Annotated in this window: 22 protein-coding genes and 1 tRNA gene; 11 read left to right on the top strand and 12 right to left on the bottom strand. The window is 66.4% G+C overall.

All coding sequences use genetic code 11. From position 1 onward, the window contains the following. Positions 1-81: 81 nt before the first annotated feature. Entirely contained in the window at positions 82-2,199 is a 2,118-nt protein-coding gene (locus tag ACFOOQ_RS11385) for an FUSC family protein (protein WP_379726210.1), read from the top strand. Here the strand turns inward: ACFOOQ_RS11385 and ACFOOQ_RS11380 are convergent. The 3 genes from ACFOOQ_RS11380 to ACFOOQ_RS11370 all read right to left on the bottom strand — a co-directional run bounded on the left by ACFOOQ_RS11380 (position 2,192) and on the right by ACFOOQ_RS11370 (position 5,205). Next, positions 2,192-2,425, bottom strand: a complete 234-nt coding sequence (locus ACFOOQ_RS11380; RefSeq protein ID WP_379726207.1) for a hypothetical protein — start codon at positions 2,423-2,425, stop codon at positions 2,192-2,194. The two genes, ACFOOQ_RS11385 and ACFOOQ_RS11380, sit on opposite strands and share 8 nt — an antisense overlap. A 159-nt stretch (positions 2,426-2,584) precedes the next feature. Next, a complete protein-coding gene (acs, locus tag ACFOOQ_RS11375; RefSeq protein ID WP_379726204.1) occupies positions 2,585-4,528 on the bottom strand; it encodes an acetate--CoA ligase in 1,944 nt (647 codons plus the stop codon). Between the two features lie 158 nt (positions 4,529-4,686). Beyond that, a complete protein-coding gene (locus ACFOOQ_RS11370; RefSeq protein WP_379726202.1) occupies positions 4,687-5,205 on the bottom strand; it encodes a MarR family winged helix-turn-helix transcriptional regulator in 519 nt (172 codons plus the stop codon). A 135-nt stretch (positions 5,206-5,340) separates the two neighbouring features. Here ACFOOQ_RS11370 and ACFOOQ_RS11365 point away from each other — a divergent pair, with 135 nt between their 5' ends. Then, complete coding sequence (locus tag ACFOOQ_RS11365) at positions 5,341-5,871, top strand: PaaI family thioesterase (protein WP_379726199.1); 531 nt, start codon at positions 5,341-5,343, stop codon at positions 5,869-5,871. Between the two features lie 110 nt (positions 5,872-5,981). On the opposite strand, the gene ACFOOQ_RS11360 is transcribed toward ACFOOQ_RS11365, so the two are convergent. After that, positions 5,982-6,212, bottom strand: a complete 231-nt coding sequence (locus ACFOOQ_RS11360) for a DUF1127 domain-containing protein (protein WP_379726196.1) — start codon at positions 6,210-6,212, stop codon at positions 5,982-5,984. A gap of 143 nt (positions 6,213-6,355) precedes the next feature. Further along, positions 6,356-6,559 (bottom strand): DUF1127 domain-containing protein, encoded by a 204-nt coding sequence (locus ACFOOQ_RS11355; protein ID WP_379726193.1) that lies wholly within the window; start codon positions 6,557-6,559, stop codon positions 6,356-6,358. Between the two features lie 126 nt (positions 6,560-6,685). Between ACFOOQ_RS11355 and ACFOOQ_RS11350 the strand changes: the two genes are divergently transcribed. The 6 genes from ACFOOQ_RS11350 (at position 6,686) to ACFOOQ_RS11325 (ending at position 11,156) form a co-directional block, all read left to right on the top strand. Continuing rightward, on the top strand, positions 6,686-7,429 hold the full coding sequence (locus ACFOOQ_RS11350) for an ArsR/SmtB family transcription factor (protein ID WP_379726190.1): 744 nt from the start codon (positions 6,686-6,688) through the stop codon (positions 7,427-7,429). Positions 7,430-7,465: 36 nt separating this feature from the next. Next, positions 7,466-7,539: transfer RNA gene (locus ACFOOQ_RS11345), tRNA-Gly, on the top strand. Positions 7,540-7,725: 186 nt separating this feature from the next. Continuing rightward, the gene (metA, locus tag ACFOOQ_RS11340) at positions 7,726-8,646 is read left to right on the top strand and encodes a homoserine O-acetyltransferase MetA (RefSeq protein ID WP_379726187.1); all 921 of its coding nucleotides are present in this window, start codon (positions 7,726-7,728) and stop codon (positions 8,644-8,646) included. A gap of 232 nt (positions 8,647-8,878) precedes the next feature. Then, positions 8,879-9,700 carry a hypothetical protein gene (locus ACFOOQ_RS11335; protein WP_379726184.1) on the top strand — a complete coding sequence of 274 codons (822 nt, stop codon included), beginning with the start codon at positions 8,879-8,881 and terminating at the stop codon, positions 9,698-9,700. Positions 9,701-9,789: 89 nt separating this feature from the next. Further along, complete coding sequence (locus ACFOOQ_RS11330) at positions 9,790-10,611, top strand: hypothetical protein (protein WP_379726181.1); 822 nt, start codon at positions 9,790-9,792, stop codon at positions 10,609-10,611. 50 nt (positions 10,612-10,661) lie between these two features. Further along, positions 10,662-11,156, top strand: a complete 495-nt coding sequence (locus ACFOOQ_RS11325) for a helix-turn-helix domain-containing protein (RefSeq protein ID WP_379726179.1) — start codon at positions 10,662-10,664, stop codon at positions 11,154-11,156. A gap of 51 nt (positions 11,157-11,207) precedes the next feature. Here ACFOOQ_RS11325 and ACFOOQ_RS11320 read toward each other — a convergent pair whose 3' ends face one another. Then, positions 11,208-12,374 (bottom strand): hypothetical protein, encoded by a 1,167-nt coding sequence (locus ACFOOQ_RS11320; RefSeq protein WP_379726176.1) that lies wholly within the window; start codon positions 12,372-12,374, stop codon positions 11,208-11,210. Between the two features lie 481 nt (positions 12,375-12,855). On the opposite strand from ACFOOQ_RS11320, the gene ACFOOQ_RS11315 reads away from it, so the two are divergent. Continuing rightward, on the top strand, positions 12,856-13,821 hold the full coding sequence (locus ACFOOQ_RS11315; RefSeq protein ID WP_379726173.1) for an SAM-dependent methyltransferase: 966 nt from the start codon (positions 12,856-12,858) through the stop codon (positions 13,819-13,821). Between the two features lie 25 nt (positions 13,822-13,846). Here the strand turns inward: ACFOOQ_RS11315 and ACFOOQ_RS11310 are convergent, their stop codons facing one another. Together ACFOOQ_RS11310 and ACFOOQ_RS11305 are read right to left on the bottom strand one after the other, a co-directional pair. Beyond that, the gene (locus ACFOOQ_RS11310) at positions 13,847-15,064 is read right to left on the bottom strand and encodes a CaiB/BaiF CoA transferase family protein (protein ID WP_379726171.1); all 1,218 of its coding nucleotides are present in this window, start codon (positions 15,062-15,064) and stop codon (positions 13,847-13,849) included. Between the two features lie 31 nt (positions 15,065-15,095). Beyond that, positions 15,096-16,289 (bottom strand): acyl-CoA dehydrogenase, encoded by a 1,194-nt coding sequence (locus ACFOOQ_RS11305; RefSeq protein WP_379726168.1) that lies wholly within the window; start codon positions 16,287-16,289, stop codon positions 15,096-15,098. 162 nt (positions 16,290-16,451) lie between these two features. Here ACFOOQ_RS11305 and ACFOOQ_RS11300 point away from each other — a divergent pair, with 162 nt between their 5' ends. Then, positions 16,452-17,351, top strand: coding sequence for a LysR substrate-binding domain-containing protein (locus tag ACFOOQ_RS11300; protein WP_379726166.1), 900 nt, complete (start codon positions 16,452-16,454; stop codon positions 17,349-17,351). Here ACFOOQ_RS11300 and ACFOOQ_RS11295 read toward each other — a convergent pair. After that, positions 17,341-18,360: an adenosine deaminase gene (locus ACFOOQ_RS11295; RefSeq protein WP_379726163.1), complete on the bottom strand. Its 1,020-nt coding sequence runs from the start codon at positions 18,358-18,360 to the stop codon at positions 17,341-17,343. The two genes, ACFOOQ_RS11300 and ACFOOQ_RS11295, sit on opposite strands and share 11 nt — an antisense overlap. Before the next feature lie 121 nt (positions 18,361-18,481). Between ACFOOQ_RS11295 and ACFOOQ_RS11290 the strand changes: the two genes are divergently transcribed. After that, positions 18,482-19,054: an HdeD family acid-resistance protein gene (locus ACFOOQ_RS11290; RefSeq protein WP_379726160.1), complete on the top strand. Its 573-nt coding sequence runs from the start codon at positions 18,482-18,484 to the stop codon at positions 19,052-19,054. An 8-nt stretch (positions 19,055-19,062) separates the two neighbouring features. Here the strand turns inward: ACFOOQ_RS11290 and ACFOOQ_RS11285 are convergent, their stop codons facing one another. From ACFOOQ_RS11285 to ACFOOQ_RS11275, 3 genes are read right to left on the bottom strand one after another with little or no spacing between them, the layout of a single operon-like run. Beyond that, positions 19,063-20,574 (bottom strand): sensor histidine kinase, encoded by a 1,512-nt coding sequence (locus ACFOOQ_RS11285; protein ID WP_379726157.1) that lies wholly within the window; start codon positions 20,572-20,574, stop codon positions 19,063-19,065. Next, positions 20,567-21,319, bottom strand: coding sequence for a response regulator transcription factor (locus ACFOOQ_RS11280; RefSeq protein ID WP_379726154.1), 753 nt, complete (start codon positions 21,317-21,319; stop codon positions 20,567-20,569). The genes ACFOOQ_RS11285 and ACFOOQ_RS11280 overlap by 8 nt, the downstream gene beginning before the upstream one ends. Beyond that, on the bottom strand, positions 21,303-21,734 hold the full coding sequence (locus tag ACFOOQ_RS11275; protein WP_379726150.1) for a hypothetical protein: 432 nt from the start codon (positions 21,732-21,734) through the stop codon (positions 21,303-21,305). The genes ACFOOQ_RS11280 and ACFOOQ_RS11275 overlap by 17 nt, the downstream gene beginning before the upstream one ends. Positions 21,735-22,110: the final 376 nt, after the last annotated feature.

The raw sequence follows: 22,110 nt of genomic DNA, 5'->3' as shown, positions 1-22,110 counted from the left end.
CACAGGTCACGCCTGGCCGGTCATTTCCCGTCGCCTGCCGGCATCGAATCATGGCAAGCTGAAGGCAGTCCGATGCCCGCCATGTCCCGCGCCCTTCGCCTGCCCAATCTGAGCCTGCCCTCGCAGCAGGTGGTCAGCGGCGTCACGGCCGCCGTCGGCGTGCTGCTTGTCGCCGCCGCCGCCGGGTTTGCCGGCGGCCCTACGGTGGCCGCCGCGGTCGCCACTGGCGCCGTCTGCACCAGCATCGCCGATATTCCCGATGCGCTGGAACACAAGCCGGTCAGCTTCCTGGTCGCCTTCGTGCTTGGCGGCCTGATCACCCTGGTCACCGGGCTGACCGAGACCCTGCCCTGGCTGATGGGCCCCTGGCTGATGGGCTTCTTCGTCGTCGCAGTCAGCTTCTTCGGCGCCATCATCACCATTTATGGCCGGCCAGCCCTGCCGCTCAGCATGACGCTGATCCTCGCCATGGTCTTCGCGCTCGGCACGCCACCCGCCGACCAGGCCGCGGCCCTGCAGCATGCCCTGCTGTTCACGCTGGGCGGCGGCGCCTATGCGGTCTATGGCGTCGTGGCCGGCTGGCTTCTGGAAGCCCGCCACAAGCAGCTCGCGCTGGCCGAAACGCTGCATGCCTTCGCCGACTATGCCCGCCTGAAGGCGCAGCTCTATGACATCGACATCGGCATCGACGAAACCTTCACGGCCTTGATCGAGCGGCAGGTACTGCTGATGGAACGCGTGCAGGCCGCGCGCAACCTGGTGTTCCGGCGGCTGAACGATGACCGTGACCGGCAATGGGCCGCGGCGCTGGCCGCGGCGCTGGATGCCTTCGAGACCTTCCTGTCGAGCCAGACCGATTACTGGCTGCTGCGCGGCCGGCTCGGCAAGGCCACCGTGATGACGGCGATCCGCGACGGTATCGTCGAATGCGCCGACCTGCTCGACCAATTGTCACAGGAAATCCGCGACGGCCAGCCGGCGCCCTCCTTCGGCCGGCTGCAGGGCCGTTTCGAGGAAATCGGCGGCCTCGCCGACCGGCTGCAGACGGAAACCCCGCTCGACGATACCGAGCAGCAGCAGGCGATTGCCGTGCTGCAGGCCCGCATCGAGACCATACGCCTCGGCATGGACCAGTTGGCCCTGCTGCAGCAGGTGGTGCGCGAACCGGCCGCCGCGCAGGCCCGGCTCGACGGCATCGACCTCGGCGCCTTCCTGCCGCCGCGGCCCTGGCGCCTGCGCTTCCTGCTGCGCCAGTTGCGCTGGCGGTCGCCGATCTTCCGCTATGCCCTGCGGCTCAGCGCCGCCATGCTGGCCGCCTTCATCCTGCTGCGGCTGCTGGAGCCCTACCTGCCGCATTCGAGCTGGATCATGCTGACGGTGGCGGTGATCATGCGGGCGAGCTACAGCGCCACGCGACAGCGCCAGAAGGACCGCCTGATCGGCAACCTGCTCGGCTGCGTGCTGGCCGCCTTTTCACTGCATGTGCTGCCCGACCCGGCCCTTGTGGCGCTGACGTTCATCGCCATCGGATTTTCGCATGCCTATGCGCCGGTACGCTATCGCGTCACCTCGACATCGGCCTGCATCATGGCCCTGATGATCATGCATTTCTCCAATCCCGGCACGGATTCCCTGCTGCTGGTGCGCCTGGTGGATACGGCGCTCGGGGCCGCCATCGCCGTCGCCTTCAGTTTCATGCTGCCGGTCTGGGAGCGCCAGGGCCTGCCGGGACGCATCGCCGCCCTGCTGCAGGCCGACCGCGACTATGCCCGCCAGGCGCTCAAGCGCAATCCGGCCGACCAGACCTACCGGCTGAGCCGCAAGCAGGTCTTCGATGCCATCAGCGACCTGGCCGGGGCGCTGCGCCGCCTGCCCGACGAGCCGGGCGCCCGTCAATACGACCAGGGTCTGCTGCAGCGGTTTCTCACTGCCAATTACCGGCTCGCCTCGTATCTCGCCTCGCTGCAGGTGCTGCTGCGCATGCATGGCGCCGAATACGCGCCGGAAGACCTCGAAGGCCTGCTGGCGGGCTATCGCGAAAGGCTGCAGGCGATGCTGGCCCAGCCAGCCGCCGACGAGGCCGCGCCCGCGGTCGACCACCAGCCCGGCAACGATTCCACCCTGCCGCAGCGGCTGGCCAGCACGCTGGCGGTAGCCGCCGAAATCCGCGGCATGGCCGGGGCCTTACGGGTCAGCTGACCACCAGCGCCAGCCAGACGACAAGGCAGGCGGCGATGGCACCGGCCAGCCCGAAGGCCAGCACATAGCGCATCCGGTGCAGTTCGATGCCGGCCCTGGCATCGCGGGTGGAGATCACGCGTTGCCGGGTGTCGTAATCCTGCCGTTCACTGTCGGATCGCATGCTGTCGGGCTGCATACCGTCCTGCCGCATGGCAGCGCCGGAGAGGGTTGAGTGTGCTGTCATGACCGTCCTCCTTTCCTGACTGTGGACGTCCAGTCACCAAACCCCACAGTCCGGCAGGAGTGCCCGCCCGGCTGTGCCAATGCTGTGACCGTGCGGCACAGCAAAAAGACGCCCGGCGGGAGCCGGGCGCCTGATGCAGAAGCCGGTTGCGAGGGGGCCTTAGCCCTTGTTCATGCGGTTGCTGACCAGATCGTCGACAACGCCCGGATCGGCCAGGGTGCTGGTGTCGCCGAGGCTGGAGAATTCGTTCTCGGCGATCTTGCGCAGGATGCGGCGCATGATCTTGCCCGAGCGCGTCTTCGGCAGGCCGGGCGCCCACTGGATCAGGTCGGGCGAGGCGATCGGGCCGATCTGCTGGCGCACATGGGCGACCAGTTCCTTGCGCAGCTCCTCGGTCGGCTGGATGCCGGCCTTGAGCGTCACATAGGCATAGATGCCCTGGCCCTTGATGTCGTGCGGATAGCCGACCACGGCGGCCTCGGCGACCTTGAGATGGGCGACCAAAGCACTCTCGACTTCCGCCGTGCCCATGCGATGGCCGGAAACGTTGATCACGTCATCGACGCGGCCGGTGATCCAGTAATAGCCGTCGGCATCACGGCGGCAGCCGTCGCCGGTGAAATACTTGCCAGGGAAGGTCGAGAAATAGGTATCGATGAAGCGCTGGTGGTCGCCGTAGACCGTGCGCATCTGGCCCGGCCAGCTGTCGGCGATGCACAGGTTACCCTCGGTGGCGCCGTCGAGCACCTTGCCGTCGCCATCGACGATCTCGGGTTTCACGCCGAAGAACGGCTTGGTGGCCGAGCCCGGCTTCTGGTCGATGGCGCCGGGCAGCGGGGTGATGAGAATTCCGCCGGTCTCGGTCTGCCACCAGGTATCGACAATCGGGCAACGGCCGTCGCCGACCACGCGGTGATACCACAGCCAGGCTTCCGGATTGATCGGCTCGCCGACCGACCCGAGCAGGCGTAAGGACGCGCGACTGGTCTTCTTCACCGGTGCCTCGCCCTCGCGCATCAGGGCACGGATGGCGGTCGGCGCGGTATAGAAGATGTTGACCTTGTGCTTGTCGATCACCTGCCAGAAGCGCGAGGCATCCGGGTAGTTCGGCACGCCCTCGAACATCAGGCTGGTGGCGCCATTGGCGAGCGGGCCGTAGACGATGTAGCTGTGGCCGGTGACCCAGCCGACATCGGCGGTGCACCAATAGATATCGCCGTCGTGATAGTCAAAGACGTATTGATGCGTCATCGAGGCAAAGACGAGGTAGCCGCCGGTGGTATGCAGCACGCCCTTCGGCTTGCCGGTCGAGCCGGAGGTATAGAGGATGAACAGCGGGTCCTCGGCGCCCATCGGCTCGGGCGCGCAGGTCGCCGGCACTTTCGCGGCTTCCTCGTGGAACCAGATGTCGCGGCCGGGCTCGAAGCCGACCTTGCCGCCGGTATGCTGCACCATCAGCACCGTCTTCACGCCGGGACAGGTCTTCAGCGCCGCGTCGGTATTGGCCTTCAGCGGCACCGGACGGCCGCCGCGCAGGCCCTCGTCGGCGGTGATGACGAACTGGCTGTCGCAGTCCTGGATGCGGTTGGCGAGGCTGTCCGGCGAGAAGCCGCCGAACACGATGGAATGCACGGCACCGATACGGGCGCAGGCCAGCATCGCATAGGCGGCGGCCGGGATCATCGGCAGGTAGATGGTGACGCGGTCGCCCTTCTTGACGCCATGGGCTTTCATCACGTTCGCCATGCGGCAGACTTCGTCATGCAGCATCTGGTAGGTGATGTTGGCCGACTTGGCCGGATCGTCGCCTTCCCAGATGATCGCGGTCTGGTTCGCCCGCTTGGCCAGGTGGCGGTCGATGCAGTTGGCCGAGACGTTCAGCACGCCATCGTAAAACCAGCGGATATGCAGGTCGGACTTGTCGAAGGAGACATCCTTCACCTTGGTGAAGGGCTTGATCCAGTCGACCCGCTTGCCGTGTTCGGCCCAGAAACCCTGGGGGTCCTGCACCGACCGGGTATACATGGCCTGGTATTTCGCGGAATCCACCCAGGCGCGCTTCGCCCAGTCCTGCGACACCGGAAACAGCTCGTTCTCGGCCATGACGGCCCTCCCTTCTGCGTCTTTTTTCCGCCCCGTGCCGGGCGGCGTGTTCATCATCCGGGATGATGCAACGGAGGGCGCCGGGCGACAAGCCGCGCTGCCCGCGCTTTCGACTAAAGCATAGGGATGACTGGCAGATTTTTCCCGCGAAGCGGCCGTCAGAAGGGATCGACGGCGGTGGTCACGGCAGCGGTGCCGGCGATCGTGGCGGCGAGGCCGGCAACCAGGCCGGCATAGTCGCGGCCCAGCAGGGCGCGCATCTCGTCCTGCGCCCGGCGCCATAGTGCGATGCCGGCGCGATAGGCCTGCCGGCCCTCGCGGGTGGCGCGCACTGCCTTGGCCCGGCCGGGCTGGCCGGAGCCGCGGCCGGCCGGCTCCACCGTGACGAGGCCGGCCGCCACCATCGGCTTCAGGTTGCGGGCCAGCGTGGTGCGGTCGAGGTCGAGCGCCCGGGCCAGCTCGGTGATCGTTGCCGGGCGGCCGTTGCGCTTTTCGAAGGCGGCCGCCATGCCGACCGCGGCATGCTGCGGCAAGCCGAGGCCAATGGGGGCGAGATGGCGGCCGTAATGGGCGCTGGCGCGCCGCGCCGCGGCCCGCAGCAGGAAGCAGATGCAGTCCTCCAGCCCGTCCGGGGTCGGCGGCGGCAGGATCGCTTCGGCGGCGGGGCCGGGATGCATCGAGGCTTGCCGGGCAACATTCATATCGTGTATATACACGATAGATGCCGTCCGGACAAGCCATCCCCCGGCCGGCGGAAGCCTTCCCAGACCCAGGCCGCGCGGCACCCTCCGCCGCTGCCACAGGAGTTCCCGATGTCCGCTGCCCCGAAAGAGTCCGCTTCCGCCACCGCATGGCCCTTCGATGGTCGCCCGCCGGAAGGTGGCGCCTATGCCCCGGTGCCGGTGGAGCAGCTGCGCGAGATGCCGGGCCTTCAGCTGTTCCACGGCATCATGGCCGGCACGCTGCCCGGCGCGCCGATCGCGCAGATCATGAACATGTGGATCCAGGAGGCCGAGCCCGGCCGCGTGGTGTTCGGCGCCCGGCCGGAGAAGCAGCATTACAACCCGATCGGCAGCGTGCATGGCGGCTATGCCGGCACGCTGCTCGACAGCTGCATGTCCTGCGCGGTGCAATCGATGCTGCCCAAGGGCTCGGGCTACACCACCCTAGAATACAAGATCAGCCTGCTGCGCGCGATCACCGACCAGATCGGCGCCGTCTATGCGGAAGGCAAAGTCATCCAGGTCGGCAGCCGCATCGGCACCGCCGAAGGCCGCATCGTCGATGCCAAGGGCAAGGTCTATGCCACCGGCACCACCACCTGCCTGATCTTTCCGATCTGACGCCCGCTCATGCGGGCGGGCCGATCTGACGCCCCCGTCGCGCTCTGCGCGACAGGCATAATACTGGCGGCAAAGCCGCCGGGCGCGGGCAGGTCGATCTGATGCCCGCGTCAGCGGCGCCAGACCGGCTTGCGCAGTTCGGCCCAGACATCCGCCTGGGTCAGGCCGATGTCTTTCAGGGCCGCGTCGCTCAGCTCAGCCAGCCGGTCACGCTCGCGGAGCAGACGCTGCGCGGCGATCGCGTCGCGCGTGAACGCCTGAAAACTCCGGACGGCCCGATACCAGAGCCGCTCTGCCAGGCTGCGGGACGGCAGCCGGGCGACAATCATCGTCTGGGACATGGCGAGACTCCGTTTTTGTATTTTGTCCCGCCAGCTTACCCTGCGCGCATGACGCCACGGTGACCGGGCGCCGGGACGTGATCGGCGTCACGAACGCACAACCTGTCCGCTTTTTCCGGACCATCATCGCTCAGCCGCCCGGTTCAGCGCCGCCAGCGCGGCTTGCGGATTTCCGCCATTACGTCGCAGCGGCTGAGCCCGAGGTCCTGCAGCGCGGCATCGTCCATCTCGGCGAGTTGCAGCCGTTCGCGGTGGCGGCGCTGCAACACTACCAGCCAGCGGAAGATATCGGGCAGCGACGGGACATGGATGCCGGGGCGGGTTTCGGCGGCGATGGCGACGGTCATGGGATCGGTCTCCGGGGCGGGTTTCTGCATGGCGCCGGTATAGCCGGTCCGGACCGGCCAAAGGTTCGGTCGCGACCGAAGCATCCGCAATTGCACCATCATGGCGCGCGGGCCTAGAGTCCGGCCATGACCAGCACCGAGCCGCAATTCGCCACCGTCGCCGCCCTGCTCGGCGATCCCGCCCGCGCCAATATCCTGCGCGCCCTGATGGATGGCCGTGCCCGCACCGCCAAGGAACTGGCGCTGATCGCCGGAGTCACCGCACAGACCGCCAGCGGCCATCTCGGCAAGCTGATGGCCGCCGACCTGCTGAGCGTGCTGGCGCAGGGCCGGCATCGCTATTACCGGCTGGCCAACAGCCTGGTCGCCTGCACCATCGAAAGCCTGATGGCGCTGGCCGGCGAACGGCCGCTGCCGCGCCACCGCCACAACAGCGCGCTGACCGGCGCCCTGCGCAGCGCGCGCACCTGCTACGACCATCTGGCCGGCCGGCTCGGCGTGCAGATCCATGACCATCTGCTGCATGAGGGCTGCCTGCTGCCGGGCCATGACGGCGACGGCCATGACCATGATTATGAGGTGAGCCCGTCCGGGCACCTGCTGCTGGCGAAACTCGGCATCGATGTCGCGACCGTGGCGAAACAGCGGCGCGGCTTTGCCCGGCCCTGCCTCGACTGGAGCGAGCGGGTGCCGCATCTGGCCGGCGGACTTGGCGCCGCCATCGCCGGCCGCTGTTTCGAGCTCGGCTGGATCGCCCGCCGGGCCGACAGCCGGGCGCTGCGGCTGACCGCCGCCGGCGCAACCGGCCTGAAAGCGCTGTTCGGCATCGATGCGGCGCAGGTGATGGCGGAGGCTGACGGCAGCCGTTGAAAGCCGCCCGTCCGTTGGCTATTGTCCTGCCGGACCGCGGGTGTAGCTCAATGGCAGAGCAGAAGCTTCCCAAGCTTACGACGGGGGTTCGATTCCCCTCACCCGCTCCATCCCGCCGTACCCCGGATATCGACGCACGCCCCTGAAAACCGGGCCGCATCCGTGACGGCCGGCACTGCCTTGGGCAAAGGCCGCCGCTAGCTATATAATCTGCCAGACAAAAAAGCCGTTTCGCCCGCCGCATCGCCCGCCCTTCTCAGCACCGCCTCAACCGGCAGCCAGACCGGACTACGCCCATGCCGATCAAGATTCCCGACAACCTGCCCGCCCGCACCACGCTTGATGCCGAGGGCGTCATGGTCATGGGCGAGACCGATGCGGTGCGCCAGGACATCCGGCCGATGCGCATCGGCCTGCTCAACCTGATGCCGAACAAGATCAGGACCGAGACGCAGTTCGCCCGCCTGCTCGGCGCCACGCCGCTGCAGGTCGAGCTGACCCTGGTGAAGATCACCAACCATGTCGCGCGCAACACGCCGAACGAGCACATCATCTCGTTCTACCGCGACTGGGAAGACATCCGCGCCGAGAAATTCGACGGCTTCATCGTCACCGGCGCACCGGTGGAAACCATGCCCTTCGAACAGGTGACCTACTGGGACGAGCTGCGCCGCATCTTCGACTGGACCCAGACCAACGTGCACAGCAGCTTCCACATCTGCTGGGGTGCACAGGCGGCCGCCCATCATTTCCATGGTATGCCGAAATACCTGCTGGACGAGAAGGCCTTCGGCGTCTACCGCCACCGCAACCTGGCACCGACCTCGCCCTACCTGCGCGGCTTTTCCGACGATTTCGCGATTCCGGTATCACGCTGGACCGAAGTGCGCCGCGCCGACATCCCGGCCGGCAGCGGGCTCGTGGTGCTGATGGATTCAGACGAGGCAGGTCTCTGCCTGCTGGACGATCCGGCGCATCGCTCGCTGCATATGTTCAATCACATCGAATACGACTCGAACTCGCTCAGCGAGGAGTATCATCGCGACGCCGCGGCCGGAAAGCCGATCGCGACGCCGCGCAACTACTTTCCCAGGGACGATCCGGCCCGCCAGCCGGAAAACCGCTGGCGCAGTCATGCCCACCTGCTGTTCGGCAACTGGATCAACCAGCTCTACCAGACCACGCCGTTTGACAGGGATGCGATCGGCCGCCGCTGACGGTCGCGATTCCAGTCATCCCCGGCGGGCGCGACGCCGCCACGGCCGGCAAGGGAATGGGCGCGCGCTCCGTATACCCCCGGCTGCCCTGCGGTCTTGTCGATCGGCGGTGATCGCCGTCATCCTCCCCGCAATTCAAATGTGATGCGCTCCGCGCCCGTGGTCCTATAGCCGGCCGGCGCCGGCATGGCCGGTGACCGCATACACCCGCAACAACGCTATGGAGCGCATCATGACAATCGCAACCGCGATCGGCATACCCTTCCTCTCATCGGCCAAAACCGGTGCCAACCTGGTCATCAGCAACCAGGTTGCCACCATGATCCGCCAGCTTCTGGCCGCCGGCTTCGGTGTGAAATGCCACACCGACGCTTATCAGTTCCGCGACTTCTTCCGCCGGGTCGAAGGCTTCGATCCGGCCAGCCCGCTGGATGCCGCCTTCGCCGAACTCACGCCGGAGACATTCTTCTGCGTGCAGATTCTGGATGGCGACCGGAATGTCATCGCCATGTGCTGCGGCCGGGTGATCGATGCCCCGCGCCTGCGTGGCGGCCTGCAGGCCTGGCTGCGGCAGCAGCGGATCTTTTCCGACCGCTCGCTGCCGCTCTGGGCGCCGGACATCGCCATCGAGGGCCCGGCCGGCCGGATGCATGGCCGGCTCGGCTATGTCGGTGGCGGTTGGGTGATGCCGCCACGGCCCGCCTCGGCAGACGATCCCGGGCACCCGGGCTGGCGGCGGCGCGGCCTGATCGGCTTCGCGGTCCAGCTGGTCCACGCCCATCTGGCCGGCCGGCTGCACTGCGATCACCTGATCGGCTTCGTGCGGCCGCATCACCGGGCGCTGGCCCTGTCGCGCGAAGGCTATGGTTTTGCTCATGAAGCCAAGGCGGCGGCACCATATTTCCCGGGCACCGGGTATGACGAGGACCTGTACTTCGTCCACATCAGCCGCGACGAGGTTGTCGGCCGATTCGCTCGCGGAGAAGGACCCCAATACCACATCCCGTCACCACCGGTGCGGGAATCAATTTCAGCCATGATGAAAATAGGTTGACATCTCGGTCAGGAGGATATATTCCTTCCAAAAGGATATATCCTCCTGATTTGTTAACATGGCCGTCAGCAACAGAGGTCGACCCGACAGTGCCGCGCCGTTCTGCCGATTCCCCCGAAGCGATCCGCCGCGGCCCCGGCCGCCCGGTCGACGCCGCCCTCGCTCAGCGGCTGGAAGCCGCCGTCCGCTGGCGCTGCCGCGAAATCGGCGAGGGCAACAGCCTGGTCGCCCTCAGTCGCGGCATCGGCCGCGGCGAAGACACCATCCGCGCCTGGTTCGCCGGCGAGAATACCTTCAGCCTCGACGACCTCCGGCGCATGCATCTCTGGTTCGCCGAGAAACCGCGCGACCTGCCCGGCCTGCTGCAGGAGGTCAATGCCGACCTGTTCGCTTCGGGCAGTGAGTTGTTTGACGCCGAACAGCTTACGCTGGGTGCGGCATCGGGCCCGGCGCGTTTCAGCATTCCCGGCTTTGTCATCCGCGGCGAGACCCGCAACCTCACCGACCGCGACCTGCTCGACATCGCCACCGCGCTGCGGAACGGGCGCCAGCATGTTCTCGACTCGCTGGCCGGGATGGGCCTGCTCAGCCACACCCATGTGCTGGCCATGGATGTCCGCTCCGATGCCATCCGTGCCACGCATTTCGCCTCGGAAACGCCGATCAAGTTCAATCGCAGCGCCGTCGATCGCGACCTGCGCTCCCTGCACTTCAACGACCGCGGCGACCTGACCTACGGCATGCTGCTGCACCGGCAGATGCACGAGATCATCCAGGCCGACCGCCCGGTCATCCATGTGATCTCGGCGCCGGGCGTGCGCTATCGCCGGCTGGCGATCCCGCTCTGGCATCGTTTCGTCGCCGCCATCCCCTTTGATATCGCCCTCGACCAACCGATCGAATTCCATTGAAACCGCCCGCTACCCACTCCAACCGCAAAGGTTTCAGGAAGGACCCGTCAATGAACATGATCGATCCGATTGCTCATGGTGCCGGCACCATCGTCGCCAATCGCCGCAAGCCCAATCCCTATGACGTGCATGTCGGGGCGCGGCTGCGGGCCTGCCGGACACTGGCGGGCTTCAGCCAGGAACGGCTCGGTGCGGCCGTCAGCCTGAGCTTCCAGCAGATCCAGAAATACGAGAAGGGCCTGAACCGCATCGGCGCCAGCCGGCTGCAGCAGTTCGCCCAGATCCTGAACGTGCCGCCGTCCTACTTCTTCGACGGCATGCCGATCGACGGTGCCGCGCAGGATACCGGCGATCCGCTGGCGGCGGTGGCCGGCGATATTGCGGCAACCTCGGACAACTCCCCGGTCTCGCGCCGCCAGGCGCTGGAACTCGTCCGCTATTTCGGCGCCATCCGCGATCGCAATGTGCGCGAAGCCATCTTCAAGATGGTGCGAACCTGTTCCGATGTGACCGATGAGGCCGAGACCGAGGGCGGCGCGGCCTGATTCAAACCGGCCTGACCCGACCGCCGCGCGCCCGGTGCGCGCCCGGTGCGGTCAGCGCTCGGGGACCTTGAATCCCAGATACACGCCGCCGCTGATCCCCATCAGGGTCAGCAGGTTGGAGCCGAATTCCGGCATCTGCAGGTCCCAGTAGACGCGGAACAGGTAGATCACGCCAAGAATGGCCGTCCAGGCCAGCATCTGGAACCGGTGCACGGTGGCGCCGGTCGCGTCGTTGACCAGATCGCGGACAAAACCCTGGGTGCGGAACGGCGCCGTCAGCTCGCGATAACTGCGTTCGATATCCATCAGGGTGAGCCGCGGCGCTTCTGAATCCGGTCCGCCCGCGCCAGACAGATCGAAATGGCGCCCGGCAAAATCGCCGCCCTGCCCGTTCGCGATCAGCCGCCGCAGCCTTTCCACGTCGCGCGCCGCCCGCAACCCGATGGCGCCAAGCTGCGCCTCCACCGTTGCCGCAGGCGAGGCCTTGGTCTGGTCGACGGCAATCGAGCCCAGCGCGGTGCCGGCCGAAATGCCGAGCAGGATGAAGGTTTCCGACGTCAGCGAGCCGAGTTCACCGGTTACCGCCCAGATGAACACGAAGGCGGCGAAGATCAGGCAGAACCAGATCGCCATCTGCAGTTTGCCCAAGCTGAACCGCAGGTCGGCAAGCGCAACCTGGCAGACCGGACTGCGGTCTCGCAGGGCCGAGCTGCGAACCCCCATGAGAATCACGCCGGCAACGATGACCCCCGCCGCGGCAAACCCGAACATCACCCAGTCGTGTTCATAGCGCAGCAGCCGGAATGTCGGTTGCAGAAACTCGTCATTCTCTGTCCCGCCGGCGACCGGCCGGCCGGCGACCTCGAGATCGAACCGCACGGCAATCACCTGCGGCGCCGAAAACGGTGACCCCAGCAGGCGGGACCACATCTCGCGGTTCTGTTTCCGGGTGCCATCGCTGTCGCCGGCACCATACAGCAGCGGAAAAATCACAAGGCGCGAGCCCTCGATCACCCGGGGCCGCACATCGACCGGCGTACCGTCGATCCGCAGCTTCACTCTGGTTTCATCGATCTTGTCGGTGCCGTTCAGGGTGATACACAGATTGTCCTCCATGGCCGGCGGATAGACGCAGTCCCAGTCATCGGTATAGATCGCCAGCCGCGTGGCGGGCCCGGACTCCGCGAGCGCGCCGCCGCTCACCAACAGGAGCAACACCGCCAGCGCCATGCTGCACGCAATACCCGCCGATGCTCCTCGCCACATTGCTCAGTCCTCGCCGTTCTGGCCCGCGCCGTCCGATGAATATCTTATGCGGCAGGCGATCTGCAGGCGGCGAGCACGATTCTATATGCGGGCCGGCACCGCTATGCATGCCGGTCCACCGCGACTCCGCAGGTTGTCATTTGACGTGACGGTTGCATGAAACATTGCGCGACACCATATGGCTGCGTATCGGACATTCTTCACAAATGCCTTTGTTTCAAACACATAGTGACATCTTGCGGATATCGGTGGATAGGACGGCCGCGATGCTGCGCAAACTGCGGGCCAGTTTTTTTTGCATCTCGCGCTGTGTTTGGTTATCCTGCGTAGGCACACAGCAAAATCCGATTTTCATCGCGTGCCCGGCAATCCTGTCAGGCCATCCGGCGATGTTTTTGCGCCAACAATTCGATGCCGTTCAGGGGAGACACGTATGTCCGCCACCGAAGATTTTTCCTCCATCAATCGCAGCAAGGCGGATTTCTCCGCAATCTATGTGCAGCCCGATCCGCGCGCCTATTTCCGCACGCTGGGCGCGCTCGGCTATGTGATCCCGCATCTGGCGCGACCGGTGTTCGACCAGTTGATCGAGGCGCGGCAGCGCGCGAAGGGCGGCGGGCCGATCACGGTGCTTGATCTCGGCTGTTCCTACGGTGTGAATGCCGCGCTGATGAAATACGCCATCAACTACGATCATCTGGCCGAACGGTACGACACCCTGACCTACCAGCCGTCGGCGCCCGAAGAAGTGCTGCGGCTCGACCGCCATTATTTCGCCTCCTGGCCGAAGAAACGCGATATCCGCGTCATCGGCCTCGATATCTCGCGCGAGGCCGTCCGCTACGCCGAGGATTGCGGCATTCTCGATGTCGGCATCGTTGCCGATCTGGAGAACGAGGACATCTCGCCGCTGGCCGCGCAGGAACTGTCCAAGGTCGACCTGATCGTCTCCACCGGCTGCGTCGGCTATGTCTCCAACCGCACTTTCGAGAGGCTGGCGGCCTGCACCGCCCACGGCGAGGCGCCCTGGGTCGCCTCCTTCGTGCTGCGCATGTTCGATTACGGCGACATCGCGCAGACCCTGAAACGCCAGGGCCTGGTGACGCAGAAATTCGAGGGCGCCACTTTCGTGCAGCGCCGTTTTCGCGACGAGGAGGAAATGCGCGGCACGCTGGACGCGCTGTCGGGCCGGAACCTCAGCCCGGCCGGCAAGGAGGCTGAAGGCCTGTTCCATGCCGAGCTGTTCTTCTCGCGCCCGAAAGCGGAAAGCGAAGCCATGCCGATCAACCGGCTGATCTCGGTGGCCAGCGGGGCGAACCGCAATTACGGCCGCCGGCCGCGCGTGCCGACACGCCCGGTCAAGACCGTGCGGCAGGCCCGGCCGGCCATTCCTGCATGATCGGGGCGCGGCCTCGTAAAAAAGATCAGATCACGCCCTTGTCGCGCAGCCCGGCCAGCTGCGCGGCATCGAGGCCGAGCTGCTCGCGCAGCACCTCGTCGGTATGCTCGCCGAGCAGCGGCGGTCCGTGATCGTAAGAAACCGGCGAGGCCGACAGCCGCAGCGGGCTGGCGACGCTGGGTACCGTGCCCTGCTGCGTGTGCGGCACCGTCTTCTGCAGGCCACGTGCCTGCACATGCGGATCGGCGAAAACCCGGTCGACGGTGTTGATCGGTCCGCAGGGCACACCGCGCTTTTCCAGGGCGGCGATCAGTTCCGCCATCGTGTAGCGCTTCGTCTCGGCCTCGAGCAGCGGGATCAGCGCCGCGCGATTGGTGACCCGTGCGCCGTTGCTGGTGAAGCGCGGGTCGGTCGCCCAATCCGGGTGGCCAAGTTCGGTGACCAGTTTGGCGAACTGGCCGTCGTTGCCCACCGCGATGATGACAAAGCCGTCGGCAACCGGGAAACCCTGATAGGGCACCACGGCGGCATGGCCATTGCCCATGCGCACCGGCGCATTGCCGGAAACGAGATAATACAGCGCCTGGTTGGCGAGCGTCGCCACCTGCACGTCGAGCAGCGCCATGTCGATATACTGGCCCGCGCCGCTGCGGTCGCGCTGGTGCAGGGCGCCGAGGATGGCGATGGTCGAATACAGCCCGGTCATGATGTCGGCGAGCGCCACGCCGGCCTTCTGCGGCGTGCCACCGAATTCGTCCTTCTCACCGGTCACGCTCATCAGCCCGCCCATGCCCTGGATCAGGAAGTCGTAGCCGGCACGCGGGGCATAGGGCCCGGTCTGGCCGAAACCGGTAATCGAGCAGTAGATCAGCCGTGGATTGATTTTCGACAGGCTGGCGTAGTCGAGGCCATATTTCTTCAGGCCGCCGAGCTTGTAGTTCTCGACCACGACATCGGCCTTGGCGGCGAGATCGCGCAGGATCTTCTGGCCGTCCGGCGTCGCCATGTCGACGGTGATCGAGCGTTTGCCGCGATTGGCCGCCAGGTAATAAGCCGCATCGGCCTGGGCGCCGGTCTCCGGGTCCTTCAGGAACGGCGGCCCCCAGCCGCGGGTATCGTCGCCCGCGCCAGGCTTTTCTACCTTGATCACGCTGGCGCCGAGATCGGCCAGATTCTGGGTGCACCAGGGCCCGGCCAGCACCCGGCTGAGATCGAGCACGACGATATCGTCGAGCGCGCGCATGCCGCCCTCCGTCAGTGGCTGATGGGGTGGATCAGAAGAACGCCTGGATGCCGGTCTGCGCCCGGCCGAGGATCAGCGCATGGACGTCATGCGTGCCCTCGTAGGTGTTGACCGTCTCCAGATTCACCAGATGGCGCATCACATGATAATCCTCATGGATGCCGTTGCCGCCGTGCATGTCGCGCGCCATGCGGGCGATGTCGAGCGCCTTGCCGCAGTTGTTGCGCTTGATCAGCGAGATCATTTCCGGCGCCGCCTTGTCCTGGTCCTTCAGGCGGCCGACGCGCAGCGCGGCATTGAGGCCGAGCGCGACTTCGGTCTGCATGTTGGCCAATTTCAGCTGGATGATCTGGTTGGCGGCGAGCGGCCGGCCGAACTGCTTGCGCTCCAGCACGTAGTTGCGCGCCTGGTGCCAGCAGGCCTCCGCCGCACCCATGGCGCCCCAGGCGATGCCATAGCGGGCGCTGTTCAGGCAGCCGAAGGGGCCCTTCAGGCCCTGCACGTTCGGCAGCAGGTTCTCGTCCGGCACGAAGACATTGTCCATGACGATCTCGCCGGTGATCGAGGCGCGCAGCGACAGCTTTCCGGAAATCTTCGGTGCGCTGAGACCCTTCATGCCCTTTTCCAGCACGAAGCCGCGGATCACGCCGTCTTCGGTCTTGCCCCAGACCACGAAGACATCGGCGATCGGCGAATTCGAGATCCACATCTTGTTGCCGGTCAGCTGGTAACCGCCATCGACCTTCTTCGCCCGGGTTTTCATGCCGCCCGGATCGGAGCCATGGTCCGGCTCGGTCAGGCCGAAACAGCCGATCCATTCGCCGGTCGCCAGCTTGGGCAGGTATTTCTCGCGCTGGGCTTCCGAGCCGTAGGCATAGATCGGATGCATCACCAGGCTCGACTGCACGCTCATCATCGAGCGGTAACCGGAATCGACGCCCTCGACCTCGCGGGCGATCAGGCCATAGGCGACATAGGAGGCGCCGGCGCAGCCATAGCCCTCGATGGTCGGGCCGAGCAGGCCGAGTTCGCCCATCTCGCGGAAGATCGACGGGTCGGTCTTCTCCTCGCGGAAGGCTTCCTTCACCCGCGGCAGCAGCTTGGCCTGACAGTAATCGCGCGCAGTGTCGCGCACCAGACGCTCTTCCTCGGTCAGCTCGGTCTCCAGGCTGAGCGGATCATCCCACTGGAAGCTGGGGCGACTGGTCGGGTTCTGGGCGTTCATGGCGGTTTCCTCGATAGGGTAGAATCGGCAAGGCCGGACGGGCATTTTACAGGGAGTTAGCCCCCGGTTTGTTGGCCGGCAAGCTGGCAGAGCGCCGGTTGGCACGCAAACGAATTCTCGCTATTACTTGATAACTGATGGTTATCAACTCGGGAGCCCGCCGTGGCCTTGCCCCGCCGTTTCCTGCCGCCGCTGTCGGCCCTGACCGCCTTCGAGGCCGCTGCCCGGCATCAAAGCTTCACGGCCGCCGCGCGCGAGCTGAACATCAGCCAGGCGGCGATCAGCCGCCGGGTGCAACTGCTGGAGGAAATCCTCGGCCTGACCCTGTTCGAACGCGTCCGCCAGCGGGTGGTCCTGACGCCGGCCGGCGCCGCCTATGCCCGCGAACTGCAGGACGCCTTGGGCCGCATCGGCACGGCGACGGTCAACACCATGGCGGCTCGCACCGGCCAGGCGACCCTGACCATCGCAACCCTGCCGACCTTCGGCACCCGCTGGCTGATCCCGCGCCTGCCGGATTTCGCGGCGAAACATCCGCAGATCACCATCAACCTGCCGACCCGCATCGAAAGCTTTGATTTCGCCGCCGAGCCGCTGGATGCGGCGATCTCGTTCGGCGATCTGGTATCGCCGCCGAGCGCCGTGATGGACAAGCTGATCGACGAGGAACTGGTGCCGGTGGCGAGCCGCCGGCTGCTGGCGAAACACAAAATCCGCAAGCCTGAAGACCTGTTCCGCATCCCGCTGCTGCAGCAATCGACGCGGCTCAAAACCTGGCCCGACTGGTTCGCCCTGCAGGGCATCGCTTGCCCGCCGGTGCCGCTGGGGCCGCGCTACGGCCAGTTCGCCATGGTGGTGCAGGCGGCGGTGGTCGGGATGGGGGCCGCCATCGTGCCGCGCTTCCTGGTCGAGCGCGAACTGGAAAACGGCGATCTGGTGATCCCGTTTCCGCAGAGCCTCGGCAGTAACCAGGCCTACTGCCTGTTCTATCCGGAAGCGCGGCGCAACGATCCGGCCCTGCGTGCCTTCCGCGACTGGCTGCTGGAGGCGGTCAGGCGCTAGCCGCCACAACGTAGGAGTCCAGCGCCGCCAGATACCGCTGCTTTGCCGCGTCGTCGAGGAAGGCGGCGCGGAAGCCGTTGCCGGCCAGCGTGACGATCTCGTCGCGGCTGAGGCCGAGCGCCCGCTGCACGGCGGTGAAATTCTCGTTCACATAGCCGCCGAAATAAGCCGGGTCGTCGGAATTCACCGTCGCCACCAGGCCGGCCTGCAGCATGCGGCGCAGGGGATGCCGCGTCATGTCATCGACCACGCAGAGCCGCAGGTTGGACAGCGGACAGACGGTCAGCGGCATCTGCTCGCGCACCAGCCGGGCGACGAGGGCCGCGTCTTCCAGCGCCCGGTTGCCATGGTCGATGCGCTGCACCCGCAGCAGGTCGAGCGCCTCGTGCACATAGGCCGGCGGCCCTTCCTCGCCGGCATGGGCGACGGCTTTCAGGCCAAGGCTGCGGGCGCGGGCGAAGACGCGCTGGAACTTGGACGGCGGATGGCCTTTCTCGGAGGAATCGAGGCCGACGCCGATGAACCGTTCGCGCCAGGGCAGCGCCTCGTCCAGCGTGCGTTCGGCCGCCGCCTCGTCGAGGTGGCGCAGGAAGCTGAGGATCAGCGCCGTGCTGATGCCAAACGCGCGTTCGGCGTCCTTCATGGCCGCCCACAGGCCGTCGATCACCGTGCGGAAGGCGATGCCGCGATCGGTATGGCCCTGCGGATCGAAAAAGATCTCGGCATGCAGCACATTCTGCCCGGCAGCACGGCGCAGATAGGCCATGGCGAGATCGTAATAGTCGCGCTCCTGCTGCAGGACATTCATGCCCTGATAGTAGAGGTCGAGGAAATCCTGCAGGTTGCCGAAACTGTAGGCAGCACGCAGCGCATCGACATCGGCATAGGGCAGGCTGACCTTGTTGCGCGCGGCCAGCGCCACCATCAGCTCGGGCTCGAAGGTGCCCTCGATATGAACATGCAGTTCGGCCTTGGGCAGGCCGGCGATGAAACCCGACAGGTCAGCCATGCCGCAGGTTAACGCCGGCTGGCCGCGGCGGCAAATGACCCTTTGCCGGGGGTATCCGCGACGATGCAAAAACCGCCCGGTATCCCTATATTGGCAGCGGGACAGCAGGAAAGGACCGCAGATGGTTGAACGCATGCCGCCCGGGGCGGGCGCCCCGATGCCGAGCCGGATGTGGTGGCTGATCGTCATGCGCGGTCTGGCTGCCCTGCTGTTCGGCCTGGTGGCGATCTTTTGGCCGGGTATCAGCCTCGGCGTACTGGTGATGATCTTCGGCACCTATGCCCTGGTCGACGGTATCATCAGCCTGCTGTCGGGCCTGCGGCTGCCGGCCGGCGACATGCGGCGCGGCCTGCTGTTCCTCACCGCCGGCACCGCCATCGTGATCGGCCTGATCAGCGTCCTGTGGCCCGGCGCCACCATCGTCTTCCTGCTTTATCTGGTGGCCGCCTGGGCGCTGATTTTCGGCATCATCGAGATCGCCGGCAGCCTGCGGCTGAAACGCGAGATCGGTCCCGACTGGCCGCTCAGCAAGGGCGGCATCCTGCTCGTCGCCTTCGGGCTGCTGCTGGTGCTGTTCCCCGGCGCCGTCGCCGTGCTCACCACCTGGGTAATCGGCGTGATCGCCCTGCTGGTCGGCATCGCCCTGCTTGGCTTCGCCTGGCGGCAGCACCAGCGCGACCGCCGCATTCTCTAGACGCGGTCTCAGCCGGCGGCCTTTGACATGATCAGGCTGACGGCGAAGCCGCGGCCGGGCCGGTTGGCGGCGCTGATGTCACCGCCGACGGCCTCGAGATTGCGCCGCGCCACCCATAGGCCGATGCCGAAATTCTGCCCGCGCTCGGCAAAATCCTGCGGCGGCGGCGCATCGCGGAACGAGGCATGGCGTTCGAAGATATGCGCCAGCCAGGCCGCCGGCACGCCGGGCCCTTCGTCCTCGACGACAATGGCAATGCGGCCGGCATTGCGGGTGAGCCGCACCCGCACCCGGCCCTCGGGCGGCGAGAAGCTCAGTGCGTTCTCGATCACCTGGCCGAGCGCATCGGCGATCAGCCTCCCGCCCATCGGCGCCAGCGCCGCGATCTCGACCACGCCTTCGAGGCCGACATTGCGGGCGGTGGCATCGGCGCTGTAGGCCTCGACGACATCCTCAACCAGCGCCTCGAGGTCAACCGCCTCGCGCGGCGGGTCGAGCCGGTCGGCCACGGCATCGTCAAGATGGCGGGCGGCGCGCACCAGATCGTCGAGTCGGTCGAGCGCCGCATCCACCGCCTGCAGGGCCTGCTGGCTGCGCGGGTCCTCGGCCGCGACGCGGTTGCGCAGCGGCACCATCGCCTGGCGGATGGTACCCAGCGGCGTCTTGAAGGCATGGGCGCTTTCTTCCGCGGCGTGGCGCAATTCGCTGGCAGTACTGCGCAGGCTGTCTTCCATGCGGTCGAAGGCGTCGGCCACCGGCTCCAGCTCGGGCAGGCGGTTGCGCTGGGCGAAGCGGCCCTCGATGCGCCGTTCGGCAACGCCGCGCGCGGTGGTGGCGAAGCGCCGCAGGCCGCGCCACAGGTCGAAGGCGATGGCCAGCACGATGATGGCAAAGCCGAAATACAATGCCGCCGCCAGTCTCACCTCCGGCGCCCGCCAGTAGGGCTCACCGAGCCGTTGTTCGGCCGCATCGGTCAGGTCGTTGGAAATCACCAGCGCCCAGCAGCCGCGTCGCGTGCGCACCGGCGTGATCGAGGTGATCAGCTGCGGTCGGCCGTCGGCGCGATCGAAGCGCAACGCCAGCGGCACATCGCCTTCGCAGGTCTGGCCAAGCCGGTCGAGCACGCCGGCATCGGCCAGTTTCTGTTTTTCCCATTCGAGGTCGTCGGGCGCCACCGGCGGCGCCGAGGCGACATAGAGGAAACCGCTGTCGGGTGGCGCATCATGCGGCCGAAACAGCAGCCGCAAGGCAATGCCGTCGGTCTGGAACCGCGCCAGTTCCTCGCCCAGCCTGAACATCGGAATCGCATCGGCGCCCTGCAGACGTTCTTCCAGCACGCGGCCGACCGTCAGCCCCTTGACGCGAATGCTCTGCAACAGCAGCTGCTGGCGGTCGACATCGGCCTGGCGGAAGGTTGCGTAGAGCAGGAACGGCAGGGCAATGAACAGGCCGACCACAACGGCGGCCCGCAGAGTCAGGGAACGCCACAGGCGGCTGGCGCCACGGACATGGTCAGCCATGACGCCAGCGGTAGCCGAAACCGGGATAGGTCTCGATGGCGTCGAAATCCGGATCGATATCGCGGAACTTCTGGCGGATCCGCTTGACCATGGCCCGGACATTGGCGCGATAGCCGTCGGGGCCCTGGCCAGCCTCGAAGCCGGCACCGCGCACGGCATCGTAGATCTCGCGGTAGCCGACATCGCGGCCGATGCGCTGTGCCAGCAGATGCACCACCTTGAATTCGCCATGGGTCAGTTCGACCTGCGCACCGTTCCAGGCGGCACGGGCACTGGCCACGTCGAGCAGCAGGCCGCCGCTCGACGGCAGGGTATCGCCATCAGCCATGCCGTTCGGGCTTTTCGCCGTCATCGCGATGCGGATGCGCTGCAGGATGATGGCGAAACTCTTGCTCTTGTCGACGAAATCGACAGCGCCGAGTTTCAGTCCCTTCTCTTCGAAGATCGGCTGGTTGAGCCCGGTGAGGAACAGCACCGGCAGGTCATAGCCGGCATTGCGCAGTTTCTCAAGCACCACCGGGCCATCCTGCTCCGGCATCTGCCAGTCGAGCAGCAGGGCCGCCGGCCGGTTGCCCTGGACGAGCCATTCCATCAGGGCGTTGCCGCCCGAGAAGGCCGCGGCGCGATAGCCGGCCTCGGCGAGATTGGCCGAAACGGTCTCGCGGAACAGCGGATCATCGTCGACGACGGCGACGATGGCCGGGCCGGCGTTGACAGGGCGGGCGGTTTCAGCTGCGGGGGGCATTGCGGGCAATCCGTAGCAGGCAGCGATCGGCGGTCTCGTTATGGTCGACCGATCCGTTCACCTCGTATTGCAGCGCGTAAAAGTCGTTTCGCGCGGTATCGAAATAAAGGTAGGCCGCCAGAAGGCAATTTTCATGGCGGAATTCCAGAACGCGCGCCGGCGAAGCCTCGCGTTCCACAACCGGCGTGCCGAACTGGCGAATCAGGGCATCACGGTTGAGGCCGATCACCAGGGGGCGGCCGCGATCATCGGTGACAATCCGGGCCACGCCTGAGGGAATCGGCGGCTTGGTCGCCGGTACCGGTATGGCTGGCTTCAGCACGGCGGCCGGCGCCGGCTCGGTGACCGGCGGGGGAGCCGGCGGCGGGGGCGATTCGCTGCCGGACAGGTGCAGCAGGTCGCAGCCGGCCAGCATCAGCGCAAGTCCGGCGGCAAGTGGCCATCCGGCAAGGCCCCATCCGGCAGAGCGACGGCGTGCAGCCGCGCACCGCGGCGGGCGCAGCGCAGCAGGACAACGGGGGGGATGAATCGGCATAGCCGCGACGATACGCAAGCGGCCCTCAAGTGAAAAGCCATGACAAGTCTCTGTTTATAAAATTACCTGAAAGATAGATAAGATACGATTAAAGCAATTGTTCAGTAATACCCGTGACAAACCTGTGATATTCCGGAGATATACTTGTGATTGCTGAAATAAAACGTGGAAGAACTCAAATACTCATTGCGGAGCATCCGTCCTTGTCTAAGTCTTGGGGCAGCAGACGGTGACCTCCCGACCTCCCCGGATTTTC

Source organism: Ferrovibrio xuzhouensis (genome assembly GCF_042648965.1).
Taxonomy (GTDB): Bacteria; Pseudomonadota; Alphaproteobacteria; order Ferrovibrionales; family Ferrovibrionaceae; genus Ferrovibrio; species Ferrovibrio xuzhouensis.
The sequence above is the reverse complement of the archived record's forward strand: the minus strand, read 5'-3'. Positions and strand labels throughout refer to the sequence as shown.

What these genes read in the sequence shown, in the direction of transcription:
- ACFOOQ_RS11385 (WP_379726210.1), top strand. Translation starts at nt 82, where the DNA reads ATGTCCCGCGCCCTTCGCCTGCCCAATCTGAGCCTGCCCTCGCAGCAG.
- ACFOOQ_RS11335 (WP_379726184.1), top strand. Translation starts at nt 8,879, where the DNA reads ATGACAATCGCAACCGCGATCGGCATACCCTTCCTCTCATCGGCCAAA.
- ACFOOQ_RS11290 (WP_379726160.1), top strand. Translation starts at nt 18,482, where the DNA reads ATGGTTGAACGCATGCCGCCCGGGGCGGGCGCCCCGATGCCGAGCCGG.
- ACFOOQ_RS11310 (WP_379726171.1), bottom strand. Translation starts at nt 15,064, where the DNA reads ATGCGCGCGCTCGACGATATCGTCGTGCTCGATCTCAGCCGGGTGCTG.
- ACFOOQ_RS11275 (WP_379726150.1), bottom strand. Translation starts at nt 21,734, where the DNA reads ATGCTGGCCGGCTGCGACCTGCTGCACCTGTCCGGCAGCGAATCGCCC.
- ACFOOQ_RS11355 (WP_379726193.1), bottom strand. Translation starts at nt 6,559, where the DNA reads ATGACCGTCGCCATCGCCGCCGAAACCCGCCCCGGCATCCATGTCCCG.
- ACFOOQ_RS11370 (WP_379726202.1), bottom strand. Translation starts at nt 5,205, where the DNA reads ATGCATCCCGGCCCCGCCGCCGAAGCGATCCTGCCGCCGCCGACCCCG.
- ACFOOQ_RS11380 (WP_379726207.1), bottom strand. Translation starts at nt 2,425, where the DNA reads ATGACAGCACACTCAACCCTCTCCGGCGCTGCCATGCGGCAGGACGGT.
- ACFOOQ_RS11350 (WP_379726190.1), top strand. Translation starts at nt 6,686, where the DNA reads ATGACCAGCACCGAGCCGCAATTCGCCACCGTCGCCGCCCTGCTCGGC.
- acs (WP_379726204.1), bottom strand. Translation starts at nt 4,528, where the DNA reads ATGGCCGAGAACGAGCTGTTTCCGGTGTCGCAGGACTGGGCGAAGCGC.
- ACFOOQ_RS11325 (WP_379726179.1), top strand. Translation starts at nt 10,662, where the DNA reads ATGAACATGATCGATCCGATTGCTCATGGTGCCGGCACCATCGTCGCC.
- ACFOOQ_RS11305 (WP_379726168.1), bottom strand. Translation starts at nt 16,289, where the DNA reads ATGAACGCCCAGAACCCGACCAGTCGCCCCAGCTTCCAGTGGGATGAT.
- ACFOOQ_RS11285 (WP_379726157.1), bottom strand. Translation starts at nt 20,574, where the DNA reads ATGGCTGACCATGTCCGTGGCGCCAGCCGCCTGTGGCGTTCCCTGACT.
- ACFOOQ_RS11365 (WP_379726199.1), top strand. Translation starts at nt 5,341, where the DNA reads ATGTCCGCTGCCCCGAAAGAGTCCGCTTCCGCCACCGCATGGCCCTTC.
- ACFOOQ_RS11295 (WP_379726163.1), bottom strand. Translation starts at nt 18,360, where the DNA reads ATGGCTGACCTGTCGGGTTTCATCGCCGGCCTGCCCAAGGCCGAACTG.
- ACFOOQ_RS11360 (WP_379726196.1), bottom strand. Translation starts at nt 6,212, where the DNA reads ATGTCCCAGACGATGATTGTCGCCCGGCTGCCGTCCCGCAGCCTGGCA.
- ACFOOQ_RS11280 (WP_379726154.1), bottom strand. Translation starts at nt 21,319, where the DNA reads ATGCCCCCCGCAGCTGAAACCGCCCGCCCTGTCAACGCCGGCCCGGCC.
- ACFOOQ_RS11315 (WP_379726173.1), top strand. Translation starts at nt 12,856, where the DNA reads ATGTCCGCCACCGAAGATTTTTCCTCCATCAATCGCAGCAAGGCGGAT.
- metA (WP_379726187.1), top strand. Translation starts at nt 7,726, where the DNA reads ATGCCGATCAAGATTCCCGACAACCTGCCCGCCCGCACCACGCTTGAT.